13 protein-coding genes are annotated in these 14,150 nt (G+C 73.3%); 9 read left to right on the top strand and 4 right to left on the bottom strand.

Annotated elements, in window-relative coordinates:
• Nucleotides 1-38 precede the first annotated feature (38 nt).
• Complete coding sequence (locus tag ETD83_RS18595) at nt 39-1,595, bottom strand: FAD-dependent monooxygenase (RefSeq protein WP_230421008.1); 1,557 nt, start codon at nt 1,593-1,595, stop codon at nt 39-41.
• Nucleotides 1,596-1,713: 118 nt separating this feature from the next.
• Between ETD83_RS18595 and ETD83_RS43750 the strand changes: the two genes are divergently transcribed.
• The 4 genes from ETD83_RS43750 to ETD83_RS18580 are packed head-to-tail and all read left to right on the top strand — an operon-like array spanning nt 1,714 to nt 3,960.
• Entirely contained in the window at nt 1,714-2,877 is a 1,164-nt protein-coding gene (locus ETD83_RS43750; RefSeq protein ID WP_205717751.1) for an AAA family ATPase, read from the top strand.
• Nucleotides 2,784-3,116, top strand: a complete 333-nt coding sequence (locus ETD83_RS43745) for an AAA family ATPase (protein ID WP_205717750.1) — start codon at nt 2,784-2,786, stop codon at nt 3,114-3,116. The genes ETD83_RS43750 and ETD83_RS43745 overlap by 94 nt, the downstream gene beginning before the upstream one ends.
• Nucleotides 3,113-3,649, top strand: coding sequence for a hypothetical protein (locus ETD83_RS18585; protein ID WP_138646398.1), 537 nt, complete (start codon nt 3,113-3,115; stop codon nt 3,647-3,649). The genes ETD83_RS43745 and ETD83_RS18585 overlap by 4 nt, the downstream gene beginning before the upstream one ends.
• Nucleotides 3,646-3,960 (top strand): hypothetical protein, encoded by a 315-nt coding sequence (locus tag ETD83_RS18580; protein WP_138646397.1) that lies wholly within the window; start codon nt 3,646-3,648, stop codon nt 3,958-3,960. The genes ETD83_RS18585 and ETD83_RS18580 overlap by 4 nt, the downstream gene beginning before the upstream one ends.
• Here ETD83_RS18580 and ETD83_RS18575 read toward each other — a convergent pair.
• Nucleotides 3,908-4,408, bottom strand: coding sequence for an inorganic diphosphatase (locus tag ETD83_RS18575; protein ID WP_138646396.1), 501 nt, complete (start codon nt 4,406-4,408; stop codon nt 3,908-3,910). The genes ETD83_RS18580 and ETD83_RS18575 overlap by 53 nt on opposite strands.
• 47 nt (nt 4,409-4,455) lie before the next feature.
• Nucleotides 4,456-7,143 (bottom strand): DNA polymerase I, encoded by a 2,688-nt coding sequence (gene polA, locus ETD83_RS18570; RefSeq protein WP_138646395.1) that lies wholly within the window; start codon nt 7,141-7,143, stop codon nt 4,456-4,458.
• A 63-nt stretch (nt 7,144-7,206) separates the two neighbouring features.
• Between polA and ETD83_RS18565 the strand changes: the two genes are divergently transcribed.
• Nucleotides 7,207-8,091, top strand: a complete 885-nt coding sequence (locus tag ETD83_RS18565; protein ID WP_138646394.1) for an LLM class F420-dependent oxidoreductase — start codon at nt 7,207-7,209, stop codon at nt 8,089-8,091.
• A 53-nt stretch (nt 8,092-8,144) separates the two neighbouring features.
• On the opposite strand, the gene ETD83_RS18560 is transcribed toward ETD83_RS18565, so the two are convergent.
• Entirely contained in the window at nt 8,145-9,656 is a 1,512-nt protein-coding gene (locus tag ETD83_RS18560; RefSeq protein WP_138646393.1) for a M20/M25/M40 family metallo-hydrolase, read from the bottom strand.
• A gap of 257 nt (nt 9,657-9,913) precedes the next feature.
• On the opposite strand from ETD83_RS18560, the gene ETD83_RS18555 reads away from it, so the two are divergent.
• The 4 genes from ETD83_RS18555 to ETD83_RS18540 all read left to right on the top strand — a co-directional run bounded on the left by ETD83_RS18555 (nt 9,914) and on the right by ETD83_RS18540 (nt 14,063).
• The gene (locus ETD83_RS18555; RefSeq protein ID WP_138646392.1) at nt 9,914-12,532 is read left to right on the top strand and encodes a sensor histidine kinase; all 2,619 of its coding nucleotides are present in this window, start codon (nt 9,914-9,916) and stop codon (nt 12,530-12,532) included.
• Nucleotides 12,529-12,972 (top strand): roadblock/LC7 domain-containing protein, encoded by a 444-nt coding sequence (locus ETD83_RS18550; protein WP_138646391.1) that lies wholly within the window; start codon nt 12,529-12,531, stop codon nt 12,970-12,972. The genes ETD83_RS18555 and ETD83_RS18550 overlap by 4 nt, the downstream gene beginning before the upstream one ends.
• Nucleotides 12,973-12,979: 7 nt before the next feature.
• A complete protein-coding gene (locus tag ETD83_RS18545) occupies nt 12,980-13,357 on the top strand; it encodes a DUF742 domain-containing protein (RefSeq protein ID WP_138646390.1) in 378 nt (125 codons plus the stop codon).
• Between the two features lie 106 nt (nt 13,358-13,463).
• Nucleotides 13,464-14,063 carry a GTP-binding protein gene (locus ETD83_RS18540; protein WP_138646389.1) on the top strand — a complete coding sequence of 200 codons (600 nt, stop codon included), beginning with the start codon at nt 13,464-13,466 and terminating at the stop codon, nt 14,061-14,063.
• Nucleotides 14,064-14,150: the final 87 nt, after the last annotated feature.

Here is a 14,150-nt window from a genome sequence, read left to right as displayed (position 1 = left end):
CCCGCGGCGGACGCGCGGCGGGGCGGGGATGACCGACGCTACACCGAGCGGCCACAAGCCTGGTCAAGGACCCCGGCCACGGCCTCGGGGTCGTAGGACGAGAGCACTCCGGCGAGGTGGCCGTCCGGGCGGACGACGTGGACGGTGTCCGGCCCCGCGTGCAGGGCCGCCCGCAGGACGCCCTCGGCGTCGATGTCGTCCAGCGCGTGCACGCGGTGCGGGACGTCGGTCGGCGGCTCCGCCGCGTGGCGCGCCGCGGTCAGGACGACGAACGCGGTACCGAGCAGGCGGCGCAGCCGGGTGGGCTCGCCGGAGACGACGCACGGGGCGTCCGGGCAGATCACGCCCGGCACCGGCGGGCGGACGGCCCCCGGCTCGCGCGGGAAGTCGTCCAGCGGGCCGGACGGCGTCGTCAGCGGCGAGTCCAGATACCAGAACGGCTCGGCGAGGCGGCCCGAGTCGATGGTCCGGTGGGCCGCGGGGTCCGACCTGGCCTTCTCCAGCGCCTCCAGGCGGCGGGCGCGCTGCGCGGACGTGTGCGGGACGAGGAACTCCATCGTCCGGGTCGTGACGCGGAGGTTCTCGCCCGCAGCCGCCCTCCGCTCGGGGTCGTAGCTGCGCAGCAGGCCCTCGGGCGCCCACCCCCGCCGCACGAACGCGAGCTTCCACGCGAGGTTCTCCGCGTCCTGCACGCCCGAGTTCAGCCCGCGGGCGCCGAACGGCGCGTACAGGTGGGCGGCGTCCCCGGCGAGGAACGCGCGGCCGGACGCGAACGTCGCGGCGCGCCGCTCGTGGAACCGGTACACGCTCGACCACACGATCTCGTACGGGACGTCCCCGACGATCTTGCGGATGCGGGCGTCCAGCGCGCCGGACGCGCGCTCGGCGTCGAGGTCGTGGTCGCCGGGCACCTGCCAGTCGATGCGCCACGCCCCGTCCGGGCACTGGTGGACGAGGACCTGCCGCCCGGGGTTCCACTCCGGGTCGAAGAAGAACCGCCGCTCGCTCGGGAACGGCAGGTCGGCCCGGATGTCGCAGATGAGGAACTTGTCGGCGAACGTGCGCCCGGGGAACGGGATGCCGAGCAGCCGCCGGACGGTGCTGTGCCCGCCGTCCGCGCCGACCGCGTGGCTGCCGCGGACGGTCTCTCCCGCGTCCACCTCGACGCCGCGCTCGTCCTGGTGGAGCCCGCACACGGGATGCCCGTACCGGACGTCGGCGAGCGGCTCGGCGTCGGCGAGGTCCCGCAGGTGCGCCTCGACCTCCGCCTGCGAGATGTTGAGCCACGGCGGCACGGCGCTGCGCCCGGCCTCGGGGAAGGTGACGGAGAACAGCTCCTCGCCCTGGTAGTAGGTGCGGCCGGTCGTCCAGGTCACACCGCGGGCGATCATCCGCTCGGCGCAGCCGACGCGGTCGAGGACGTCGAGGACGTCCCGCTGGAAGCAGATGGCCTTGGACCCGGACGGGTCGCGCCGCGCCGCCGCCTCCAGCACCACGCTCGGCACGCCGTGGCGGGCCAGCAGCAGCGCGGTGACCAGGCCGACCGGCCCGGCGCCGACGATCACGACCGGTTCGCTGTCACTCCAGGAGCTCACGTCTGAGATGGTGCGCCGCCCGCCCGCCCGCCGTAAAGCTCCCCACGCCGGTCGGGCCGCACTCCGTCCCGGCCGCACTCCGTCCCCGAGGCGCGGCGGCTTCTGGCCGGGGGCGGCCATGCTTGATCACGCCGGCGCGGTCGCGTGCGCACAATGGCGTATGGCTCCCCTCCACCGGCCGTCCCGCCGGGAGCTCGGCAGGGCGGGCGCGGCGTCGCTCCTCCTCGCGGCGGGCGCGTACGGGGCGCGCGGCCTCGCCGGCCTGCGGCCGGACGTGTACGTGCACCGGCCCTCGGCACCGTCGCTGATCGCGTTCGCGGCGCTGGAGGCGGCCGCGGCCGTGCTGGTGGCCGCCGCCTTACGCAGGCCCCGCGACGGGCCGCGCGAGCCGGTGTTCGGCCGCTGGACGAGGCTCCTGACGGCCGCTTTCGTGCTCCTCGTCGTGGGGCTGCCGATCGTGCTGCTGGCCGTCGCGTTCGCCAGGTCCGGATCGGGGCCCGTGTTCGAATTCCCGAGGTGGGAGGAGCTCCCGAAGCGGAAGCGGAGGCGGTGGCACGACCGGCCCGACCCGTGGACGCTCCTCTGGGCGGTGGTCGCGGCCGTCCTCGCCCTCGCCGTGATCGCGGTGGCGGCCTGGGTAGCCGTCCGGCGGCGGCGTTCCCGGAGCGTGCTTCCGGTCCCCGCCGTGCCGCCTCCGCCGGACGGGTTCGAGGACGCGGTCGCGGCGGGGAGCCGGGCGCTGCGGTCCGCCGATGACGCGCGGGCCGCCGTGATCGCCTGCTACACCGCGATGGAGGGCGTCCTGGCGGAGGCGGGCGCCGCCCCGCGCGACAGCGACACCCCGGCCGAGGTGCTGGCCCGCGCCTCCGGCTCCGGGCTGGACGGGCTCGACGCCGCGACCTGCTCTGACCGCCCTGTTCCGGGAGGCCCGCTACAGCGCCCACCCGGTGACCGAGCGGCACCGCGCGGAGGCGCTCGCCGCGCTGGAATCGTGCTGGCCACCGACAACCCGATCGAGTACGAGGGCACCTATCCGCTGCCGGAGGCGCAGCTCGACCGGTTCGCGCTGCGTATCCGGCTCGGCTACCTCTCCCCCGCCCAGGAGAGCGAGATGATCTCCGGCGGCTCGCGCGCGGCTCGGCGCCGCCCGTCCTGCGCGTGCTGGCCGGGCCGCAGGAGGTGCTCGCCATGCGCGAGTGCGTCGAGCGGGTGCACGTCGACGACGCGATCGTCCGGTACGCGGTCACGCTCTCCGCGGCGACGCGCGAGCACACCAAGGTGACGGTCGGGGCGAGCTCGCGGGCGACGCTCGGGCTCGTCCAGGTCGCGCGGGCGCACGCGCTGCTCGCGGACCGCGACCACGTGCTGCCGGAGGACGTGAAGGCCGTCGCGGTCCCGGCGCTCGCGCACCGGCTCGTGCTGCGGCCGGAGATGTGGGTCCGGCAGGTCAGCGGCGAGGACCTCGTCACCGAGATCCTCGGCCGGGTCCCCGTGCCGCGCGCCGCGGACCAGCCCGCATGAGCCAGGACCCGTCCCCGCCGGACGCGCTCGCGCTGGCGTGGCGGCCCGCGCCGGTCGCGCACGGCCTCGCCACGCTCGCCGTGCTGGCGGGCCTCGCGGCGCTGCTGTCGGCCCGCCCGAACCTGCTGCTCCTGGCCGCCCCGCCGGTCGGGGTGCTCGCCGCGGGCCTCGCCGCGCGGCGTCCGGACACCGTCGCCGTGCGGTTCTCGGAACTCCCCCGGCGCTGCTTCGAGGACGGCGCGCTGGTGATCGTGTTCTCGCCGCTGCTGGACGACCGGGCGGTGCGCACCGTCCAGGACCTCCGCCGCCGCGGCACGCCCGTCGTCGTCATCGACACGCTCGACCGGGAGCCGCCCGGTGGCGGGCGCGAGGAGTACCTGGAGCCGTCCCTGCGGCTGTGGCGCCTCGACCGCCGGGCGCTCCGCCACGGGCTCGGCGAGCTCGGCGTGCCCGTGGTCCCCTGGGCGCCCGAGGACCCGCTGGACGTCGTCGTCGGATCGTTCGGGCACCGGGTCTCGGGGCGGCACTCATGACCCGCTTGCGGCCCGGCGCCGCGGCGGCGGCCGTGGCGGCCTGCGCGCTCTGGGATCCGGGCGTCCCCGCGGCGGGCGCCGCGGGGTTGCTGGTGACGGCGCTCCTGCTGGTCGCGGACGCGTTCAACGCGTACGGCGGCGCGGGGCGCTACCTGCCGCCGCTGATCACCGAGGGCTCCTGCACCGCCCTGGTCGCGGCCGTGCTCGTGCTGCCGGCCGCGACCAGCGTCCTGGTCGTGGTGGCCGGGTTCGCGGCGCTCATCGGGGCGTTCCGGCTGGCGTGCTCCGGGCGCGCTCGGCGGCCTCGGTGATCGTCCGGTCGGCGACCTGCCGGTCCTGCCAGCCCCGCACGTCGGAGCCCTTGCCCGGCTCCAGGCTCTTGTAGATGTCGAAGAAGTGGCCGATCTCGTCGAGGACGTGCTCGTGCACGTCCCGCAGGTCGCGCATCCCGGCGTAGCGGACGTCCCGCGCCGGCACGCTGAGGATCTTGGCGTCGGGGCCGCCCTCGTCGTGCATCCAGAACACCCCGAGGCTGCGGACGGTGATCTCGCAGCCGGGGAAGGTGGGCTCCTCCAGCAGCACCATCACGTCCAGCGGGTCGCCGTCCTCGGCGAGCGTGTCCGGGATGTAGCCGTAGTCGACCGGGTACTGGGTCGAGGTGAACAGCATCCGGTCCAGCCGGATCCGGCCGAGCCGGTGGTCCATCTCGTACTTGTTCCGCGAACCTCGCGGGATCTCCACGACCATCTCGATGTCCATCGGTTCCCTCCCGGGATGGCCCTGCCCGGCGGGGGCGGGCTCGATCGTCAGTGGGCGGCGGCGTCCCAGTCCGCGCCGGTGCCGACGGCGACGTCCAGCCCGACCGACAGCGGGTACGCGCTGGTCATCCGGTCGCGGACGATCTCCTCCACCGCGTCCCGCTCCCCCGGCGCGACCTCCAGGACGACCTCGTCGTGGACCTGGAGGAGCAGGCGGCTGCGGAGCCCGGCGGCGGACAGCGCCCCGTCCACCCGCAGCATAGCGATCTTGACGATGTCGGCGGCGGAGCCCTGCACGGGCGCGTTCAGCGCCATCCGCTCGGCGGTCTCGCGGCGCTGCCGGTTGTCGCTGGTCAGGTGCGGCAGGTAGCGGCGGCGGCCGAGGAGCGTCCGGGTGTAGCCGGTGACGCGGGCCTCGGCGACGACGTGGTCGAGGTAGTCGCGGACGCCGCCGAGCCGCTCGAAGTAGGCGTCCATCAGCGGGCGCGCCTCCGCCATCGGGACGCCGAGCTGCTTGGCCAGCCCGAACGCCGACAGCCCGTACGCGAGGCCGTACGACATCGCCTTGATCTTGCGGCGCATGTCCGGGGCGACGGCGTCCGGGGCGACCCGGAACACCTGCGCCGCCATCGTGGTGTGCAGGTCCTCGCCGGACTCGAACGCGGCCAGCAGCGTCGGGTCCTGCGACAGGTGCGCCATGACGCGCAGTTCGAGCTGGCCGTAGTCGGCCGTCATGAGCGACTCGTATCCGGCGCCGGGCAGGAACGCGCGGCGGATGCGCCTGCCCTCCTCCGTCCGGATGGGGATGACCTGCAGGTTCGGCTCGGTGGACGTGAGCCGCCCGGTGGCCGCGACCGTCTGCTGGAACGTGGTGTGGACACGGCCGTCCGCACCGATCTCCCTGATCAGCCCGGCCACCGTCGTGCGCAGCCGCGCCTGGTCGCGGTGCCGCAGCAAAATCTCCGGGAGGCCGTTGTCGGTCTGGGTGGCGAGCCAGGTCAGCGCGTCCACGTCGGTGGAGTGCCCCGACTTGATCTTCTTCGTCTTCGGCAGCCCAAGCTCGCCGAACAGCACCTCCTGGAGCTGCTTCGTCGAGCCCGGGTTGAAGGGGTGCCCGGCGATCTCGGCCGCGTCGGCGGCGGCGCGCTCCATCGCGGCGGCGAAGTGCTTCTCCAGCTCGTCCAGCAGGCCCGCGTCGACGTGGACGCCCGCGCGCTCCGCGCGGGCCAGCAGGCCGGACAGCGGCAGCTCGACGTCGCGGAGCACCTCGTCCATGCCGGTGGACGCGAGGTCGGCGGCGAACTTCCCCGCCAGGTCGAGGACGGCGCGGGCGTTCAGCATCAGCCCGGCCGCGCCTTCGGCGGACGGGCGGCGGCCGAGGTGGCGCCCGGCGAGGTCGGCGATGCCGTAGGCGGCGAGGCCCGGCAGCAGCAGGTACGCGGCCATCGCGGTGTCGGTGGCGACGCCGTCGAGGCGCCAGCCGCGCTCGCCGAGGACGCGCAGCAGCGACTTCACGTCGTGCAGCGCCTTGGGGCGGCCGGGATCGGCCAGCCAGGCCGCGAACGCGCGCTCGTCGTCCTCGGTGAGCCGGGACGGCTCGAACGACGCGGCGTGATCGTCGCCGGTCGCGAGGGCGATCCGCCCGATGTCGCCCGCGCCGCGCTCCCACGTGTAGTCGGCGGCGAGCCCGGTCAGCCCGGTCGCGCGGGCCCGGAGCCAGGGCGCCAGCTCGCCGGGCTCCAGCTCGCGGCCCCTGATCGTCTCCGGCTCGGCGGTCTCGGCGGGGCGGCCGCCGCCCGGGTCGGCGGCGAAGAGGCGCTGCCGGAGGCTGGCGTTGCGGAACTCCAGCTCGTCCAGCAGGGACGTGAACGCGGACAGGTCGTAGGGCCGCCGCCGCAGGTCGCCCAGCTCGACCGGCAGGTCCAGGTCGCGGACGAGCTCGGTCAGCCGCCGGTTCAGCCGCACGGTGCCGGCCGCCGCGCGCAGCTTTTCGCCGGCCTTGCCCTTCACCTCGTCCGCCCGCTCCAGCAGCGCGGCGAGGGAGCCGAACTCGCGCACCCACTTCGCGGCCGTCTTCTCGCCGATGCCGGGGATGCCCGGCAGGTTGTCGGACGGGTCGCCGCGCAGCGCCGCGAAGTCCGGGTACTGCGCCGGGGTCAGCCCGTACTTCTCCGCCACCGCCGCGGGCGTGTAGCGGATCATCTCCGAGGCCGTCCGGTAGAAGTACAGGACGGTGACGTTCTCGCTGACGAGCTGCAGCACGTCCCGGTCGCCGGTGATGATCAGTACCTGGAGGCCGTCCGCCTCGGCCCGGACGGTCAGGGACGCGATGACGTCGTCGGCCTCGTAGCCGGGCGCCCGCAGCACCGGCACGCTCATCGCGGCGAGGAACCGGTCCAGGATCTCCAGCTGGCTGCCGAACTCGTCCGGCGACCGCGCCCGCCCTGCCTTGTACTCGGGGAACGCCTCCGTCCTGAACGTGCGGCGCGACACGTCGAACGCGACGGCGGCGTGCGTCGGGCGCTCGTCGCGCAGCGCGTTGGCCAGCATGTTGGCGAACCCGTACACGGCGTTCGTGGGCTGGCCCGTGGTGGTGCTGAAGTTCTCGACGGGCAGCGCGTAGAACGCCCGGTAGGCCAGTGAGTGGCCGTCCAGGAGCAGCAGGCGGGGCCGGTCTGTCGAGCGGAGCTCGTCCTCTGAATGATGGCAGGTGGGGGCTGGAGGACGGTCGGTCATGGGCTCATCCTGGCACCTGGGTACGAGGGCATGAAACGGCCGGACGACGTGTTGGGGCGGAACATGACCAAGACCGAACTGGGGCGCCTCGGGATCTGGCGCCCGTGGAGCCGGCTCGACCCCGCGCTGGCCAAGGACGTCGAGGACCTCGGCTACGGCGCCATCTGGGTCGGCGGCTCGCCGGCCGGGGACCTGGACGACATCGAGCGGCTGCTGGCGGCGACCGACCGCATCGTGGTCGCGACCGGGATCGTGAACATGTGGAAGACGCCGGCCGAGGAGGTCGCGGCGTCCTACCACCGGCTCAACGACGCGCACGGCGGGCGGTTCCTGCTCGGCGTCGGCATCGGCCATCCGGAGCGGACGCGGGAGTACCGCAGCCCGTACGAGACGATCGTCCGCTACCTCGACGACCTGGACGCCGGGAACGTCCCGGCCGAGGGGCGGGTGCTCGCCGCGCTGGGGCCGAGGGTGCTGCGGCTGGCGGCGGAGCGCGCGGCGGGCGCGCACCCCTACCTGACGACGCCCGAGCACACGCGCCACGCGCGGGAGGTGCTGGGCGACGGGCCTCTCCTCGTCCCCGAGCAGAAGGTGGTCGTCGACCCCGATCCCGTCCGCGCCCGCGCGCTGGGGCGGCGGACGCTCGATCACTATCTCCAGCTAGGGAACTACGTCTCCAGCTGGAAGCGGCTCGGCTTCACCGGCGCCGACGTGGCCGACGGCGGCAGCGACGCGCTCGTGGACGCGGTCATCGCCCACGGCGACGCCGCCGCGGTGGCGGCGCGGCTGACCGGCCATCTGGACGCGGGCGCCGACCAGGTCGCGGTCCAGGTGCTGACCGCGCCCGGCGGCGATCCGCGTCCCGCGCTGCGCTCGATCGCCGAGACCCTGCCGCCGCGCGGAAAGCCGCGCGGAAAGCCGCGCGGAAAGCCGCGCGGAAAAGGATGAGGGACGCGCCCTGCGGGGGCGGGCGCGTCCCTCAAGCGGATCCGGCGTGTCGCCTACCGGGTCGCGTGGTGGCCGAGATGGTCAGGCGTGGCGCGCTTGGCGGGCGCCTGCCGCCGGGCGAACTCGTTGCCGTTGACCGTCAGGGTGCTCAGGGCGAAGCCCTGGGTGACCGCCGCCGCGGCGTCGATCATCTGGTCGAAGCCCTTGAGGTCGACGTTGCCGTAGGTGTCGCAGACCGAGTGGTAGCACGGGTCGTACGCCTTGCCGGCCGTACCGCCGTACACCTTGGCCTGCTCGGCCGTCTTGATGCCCTCCGCGCCGGTGAACAGGCCGCCGGCGGGGATGCCCACGGTGATGAAGGCGTTGTAGTCGGACCGGCCGTTGAACGGCGACTGGTCGGAGGCCAGCTTCTCGCTCGCGAAGTGGTCGTGGAACGCCTTCTCGATCGCGCCGGACCCCGCGGGCGGCGGGACGGTGCTGCCGCCCGTGCTGTTGTCGCCGTCGTAGACGAACCGCACGAAGTTCGGCGAGCCGATCATGTCGAAGTTGAGGTTCAGCGCGATCTTGTTCCGCTCGGCCTCGGGGAGGTTGTCGACGTAGTACTGGGAGCCCAGCAGGCCCTCCTCCTCGGCGCCCCAGAACGCGAACCGCACCTTGTTGCGGAGCTGCTTGGGCTTGAGCCTGTTGATCTGCTTGGCCATCTCCAGCAGCGCCGCGGTGCCCGACCCGTTGTCGTTGATGCCGGGGCCTTCGAGGACGCTGTCGTTGTGCGCGCCGACGACCACGACGTTGTCGGCCCGGCCGCGCTCGGTGTCGGCGATGACGTTGGCGGCCCGGCGCTTCTGGGTGAAGGTGTCGGTCTTGACGCGCAGCGTCACGCCGCCGTTCTGCGCCTGCTCGACGAGCGCCTTGCCGACGGCGTTGGTCGGGCCGACCACCGGGATGCCGTACGGCTTGGTGAGCGTGCCCGCGACCGGGCCGGGCTGGCTGGGGAGCTGGTAGATGACGACGGCGCTCGCGCCCGCGGCGATTGCGTTGTCGGCCTTGACCGAGAAGAAGCACCCGCCGCGCTGGATCAGCGCGATCCGGCCCTTGGGGAAGCCGGCGAAGTCGTCGGCCTCGCAGCCGCTGCCGAGGCCGGTCGCGCCCGGGTCGACGGGGCTCGCGGCGGCGGTGACGTCGCCGGCCCCGGAGTACTGCAGGGTCTGGAAGTCGGTTCCCGGCGCGAACGTCTTCTGCTCGGGCGCGGTCTGGGCGAAGGCCGGTTCGGAGACCTCCTGCCAGAAATCGAACTCGAACTCCTGGACCGTGGGTTTGTATCCGGCCCGTTTGAGCTGGTCCGCAAGGTACTTCACAGTGATCACGTTGCCGGGTAGTCCGGCGGCCCTGTTGCCGCCGTTGGCATCGGAGATCTTCTGCAGGTTGTTCTGGTGATGTCGGACGTTCTTGAGCTGGACGAGGTCGGCCAACGCCGGGTTACTCGGCGCCGCCTGGGCCTGGGCGGCCGCCAGGGTGGTCGCGGCGAGGGACAGCCCGAGAAGCGTTGCTAGCGCGGCTCTGCGCATGACTCGGTCTCCGTTGGTGGGGGGACGAAGCATGCCGCAGCCTTGCACGGCGACATTTCGTGCAACAAGCCACAACTCTCACATAACGCGGCCAACATCGGCCTCATCCGCATTCGGAAAGTGAGCGCGGGGTAGCCGTCCGCACACTGAAACGCCCCGACTTGTCCTAAATCGGTATCGCCTCTGGCTTTCGCCACGTCAGCGTCTATAGGCTCCGTGCACTTCGGTGAGGACCGATATACGCATGGGAGTGACCAGTGGCGAAGTCGGAGGCAGCAGGCGCGCCGCGCGGGCGGTCGCGCACGTATCCGATCTGGCGCAGGATCGCGCTGCTCCTGGCGGTGCCGCTGACCGCGCTGTTCGTGCAGTGGGGCATCCCGGCCGCCGTCACGGTGTCCAACGCGCTGCAGCGGTTCGACTTCTCGACCGTGTACAACAATGTCGCGGTGCCGGCCACGCAGGTGACCGAGACGCTGCAGGAGGAGCGGGCGGCCGCCGTCCAGTTCCTGCACCAGTTCAAGATCTCCGACCGGCAGCGCTTCGGCGACCTGGTGGCCAAGACCGACGCGGCGGTGGCCGCGTTCCGCAAGCAGGCCCTGTCGTCCGACACCCAGGACGCGATGGACGACACCATGACCACCCGGGTGCGCGAGCTCAGCGACGCCTACAACCACCTCATCACGCTGCGGGAGCGGGTCGGCATCGGCGGCACCACGCCGCTCGGCGCCATCGAGGGGTACAGCCAGGTCGCCGACATCACGATCCGGCTGCTGACCACGCTGGTGAGCGTCGACGACAGGACCGTCTACCTGCACACGACCGCTCTGCTGCACAACTTCTGGGCCCGCGAGTTCATGCTGCGCGAGCACGCGCTGCTGTCGACGCTGAGCGCCGGGCAGATGAGCGCGAGCAACCGCGCGGCGTTCGCCGCCTGGTCGGAGGCCCGCATCCAGTACTTCGAGCTCGGCCGCGCGCAGGCGTCGGGCGAGATCGAGCAGATCATGTACGATCTGGCGAACTCGGGGGAGTTCACTGAATATACGACTCTGGAGAACAATGTCGTGAACAACGGCATCGTCCCGGACCCGGCCGAGTGGCGCGCCGCGATCGACGTGCTGAGGCCGGCGTGGTCCAGGGACGCCGCGAAGGCGGAGTCAGTGGTGAACAACACCGACGTCAGGCCGGCCGGGCGCCGGATCATGCTCCAGTTCTTCGTGATCGGGGTGGTCGGGCTGCTGGGCGTGGTGGCGTCGGTGATCCTGTCGCTGCTGTTCGCGCGCCGGCTCAGCGCCGAGCTGCGCGAGCTGCAGGAGTCGGCGCAGCGGCTGGCGAACGAGCGGCTGCCGAGGGTCGTGGCACGGCTGCGCCGCGGCGAGCAGGTGGACGTGGACGCCGAGTCGCCGCCCCCGACGACCGGAAGGACGAAAGAGGTCGCCCTGGTCGGCGAGGCGTTCGGCACCGTCCAGCGGACCGCGGTCGCCACCGCGGTCGCCGAGTCGGACCTGCGGGCGAGCATCAACCGGGTCTTCATCAACCTGTCGTGGCGGAGCCAGTCGCTGCTGCACCGGCAGCTCAGGCTGCTCGACCAGATGGAGCGGCGCGCCGCGGGACCCGAGGAGCTCGACGACCTGTTCCGGCTCGACCACCTCACCACCCGGATGCGGCGGCACGCCGAGGGCCTGGTCATCCTCGCCGGGTCGCCGACCGTCCGGGCCTGGGACCATCCGGTCGCCGCCGAGGACGTGGTCCGCGCCGCGGTCGCCGAGATCGAGGACTACACGCGGGTGGAGCTCACCGGCGCCGCGTCGGTCGCCGTGACCGGCGACGTCGTCGCCGACGTCATCCACCTGCTCGCCGAGCTGATCGAGAACGCGGCCGTGTTCTCCCCGCCCACCACCGAGGTCACGGTCAAGATCGAGACCGTCGCCAACGGCCTCGCGGTCGAGGTCATCGACCGCGGCATCGGCCTGCACCCCGACGAGCTGGACGAGCTCAACCTGCGGCTGGAGGGCGGCGGCGAGTTCGACCTGATCGACACCGAGCGGCTCGGCCTGTTCGTCGTCGCGCGGCTGGCCGCCAGGCACGGCGTCAAGGTGTCGCTGCAGCCGTCGGCGTACGGCGGCACGACCGCGGTCGTCCTCATCCCGCACGCCCTGGTGACACTGGACGACGACCTGGCGCGCGGCGGCCCGATCCCGGGCACGGCACGCACGATGGTCGCCGCCATGGCCACCACCGACGGACGGCAGCGGCTCGGCCGCCCGGCGCGCCCGGCGATCCCGGCGGCGGTCGTCCGTCCACAACCGGACGACACGCAGGACGACCCCGAGGACGAGCCGCCCGCGGGACCGCCGCCGATCGTCACGTCGCCGTCGCCCACGCTCGACCAGCCCGCGCCATGGTTCGACGACCATGCCGCCCCGTACGACCAGACGCCTTCCGCGTACGAGGAGACCACGCCTCACTACGAACGGACCCCCTCGCTCGACCCGCCCGCCGTCGCGTTCGAGCGGCCCGCCCTGGCATTCGGCCAGGCCGCGCCGTCCGACCCGGCCGAGCCGTCCGGGCCGCGCGGTGACCGCCTCCGGCCGCCCGCCGGGGACGACGAGCCGGTCGAGGCGGAGTCCAGCGAGGTCACCGGCAGGCTGCCGCGGCGCGTGCGCCAGAGCAGCCTCGCCCCGCAGTTGCGCCGGGGGTCCGCCCCCCAGCGCGCCGAGCCCGCCGAGGTCGCCGCGCCGGACGACGACTTCGACGAGCCCAGCCCGGAACTCAGCCGCGCCCTGATGTCCTCACTACAGTCGGGATGGTTGCGCGGCAGGGTCATGGATGATGAACCGGACGAACCCGGTCCACGCGATGAATGGGGGGATCGATGACGCAGCAGGGCCACGCTTCCGGCGAGCTCGACTGGCTGCTCGAAGACCTGGTGCAGCGGGTCGGTGAGGTCCACCAGGCCGTCCTGCTGTCCAGGGACGGCCTGGTGATGGGCGCGTCGAGCGGCGTCACCCGCAAGGACGCCGAGTTCCTCGCGGCGCTGTCGTCGGGGTTCCACAGCCTCGCCAACGGCGCCCGCGAGCACTTCAAGGCCAAACAGGTGCGGCAGACGGTCGTCGAGCTCGACGGGCTGCTGTTCTTCGTCATGCCGGCCGGCAACGGGAGCTGCCTGGCGGTGCTGAGCGACGCGGGCGGCAACGCCGGGCTGGTCGCCTACGAGACGACCATGCTGATCAAGCGGGTCCGGCGGCACCTGGCGACATCGCCGCGCGCCGCGGCCGAGGCACAGGATCCGACGCTGCGTACGGGCGCCTCGGGCTGAGGCCACCGTGGAGACTCCCAGAGAACGCTGGGTCGGGCAGGACGCGGGCCCGATCGTCCGGCCGTACGCGGTGACCCGGGGGCGCACCCGCCCCCGGGGCGGGAGCGTCATCGACCTGGTGACGATCCTCGTCGCCACCGGCCGGACGCCCGGCGACAGGGTGTGGCTGTCCCGCGAGCAGCGGCGGCTGCTGGAGCTCTGCCGGCTGCCGTCCACGCCGGCCGACCTCGCCTCGGAGATCGACCTGCCCTTCCGCGTCGTGCAGATCCTCCTGGAGGACCTGTTCCAGTACGGACTGATCGAGGAGACGACCCGCACCGAGCAGCCCGACCGCCCCGACCCTCGAATCCTGATGAGAGTGCTCGATGAACTTCGCCGCCTCTAACCGCGCTTCGGGCGATTCCCGGGGGGTCTGGGAGCCCGCTCCCAGAAACGAGCCCGCACCGCCGATGTCACCGCAGCCCTTGTCGGCACCGCCCATGTCACCGGCCATGCCGCCCGCCGTGGCGCCGTCGGGGGCGCCGTACGGGCAGGAGGTCGACGTCCCGCTGCACACGCTGAAGATCCTGGTGGCCGGCGGCTTCGGGGTCGGCAAGACCACGCTGGTCGGGGCGGTCAGCGAGATCCGCCCGCTGCGCACGGAGGAGACCCTCACCGACGTCTCCGTCGGCGTGGACGACCTCGGCGGCGTCGAGCAGAAGACGACCACGACCGTCGCCATGGACTTCGGGCGGCTGACGTTCTCCGGCGGCGTCCGGCTCTACCTGTTCGGGACGCCGGGGCAGGAGCGGTTCTGGTTCATGTGGGACCAGATCTCCTACGGCGCGGTCGGCGCGATCGTGCTGGTCGACACGCGGCGGCTCACCACGAGCTTCGCGTCGATCGACTTCTTCGAGCAGCGGCGGATCCCGTTCGTCATCGCCGCCAACGTCTTCGACGACGCCCGCCGCTACCGGGTCGAGGAGATCCGCGACGCGCTGGACGTCGACCCGGACGTCCCGGTCCTGCTGTGCGACGTCCGGCACCGGGACACCGCGAAGGGCGTCCTCGTCGCGCTGGTCGAGCACGCCCTCCAGTCGTCACGGCGCTGACGCGCTCCGCTCCCGACGCCGGCACCGCGCCAGGGGACCATCCGGGCGGCATTACTGTGGGGTGCGCGAAAGGAGCCGCCCATGCCC

The sequence above is a fragment of the Actinomadura soli genome (assembly GCF_005889715.1).
Taxonomy (GTDB): Bacteria; Actinomycetota; Actinomycetes; order Streptosporangiales; family Streptosporangiaceae; genus Spirillospora; species Spirillospora soli.
This window is presented reverse-complemented; position numbering and strand designations above follow the sequence as displayed.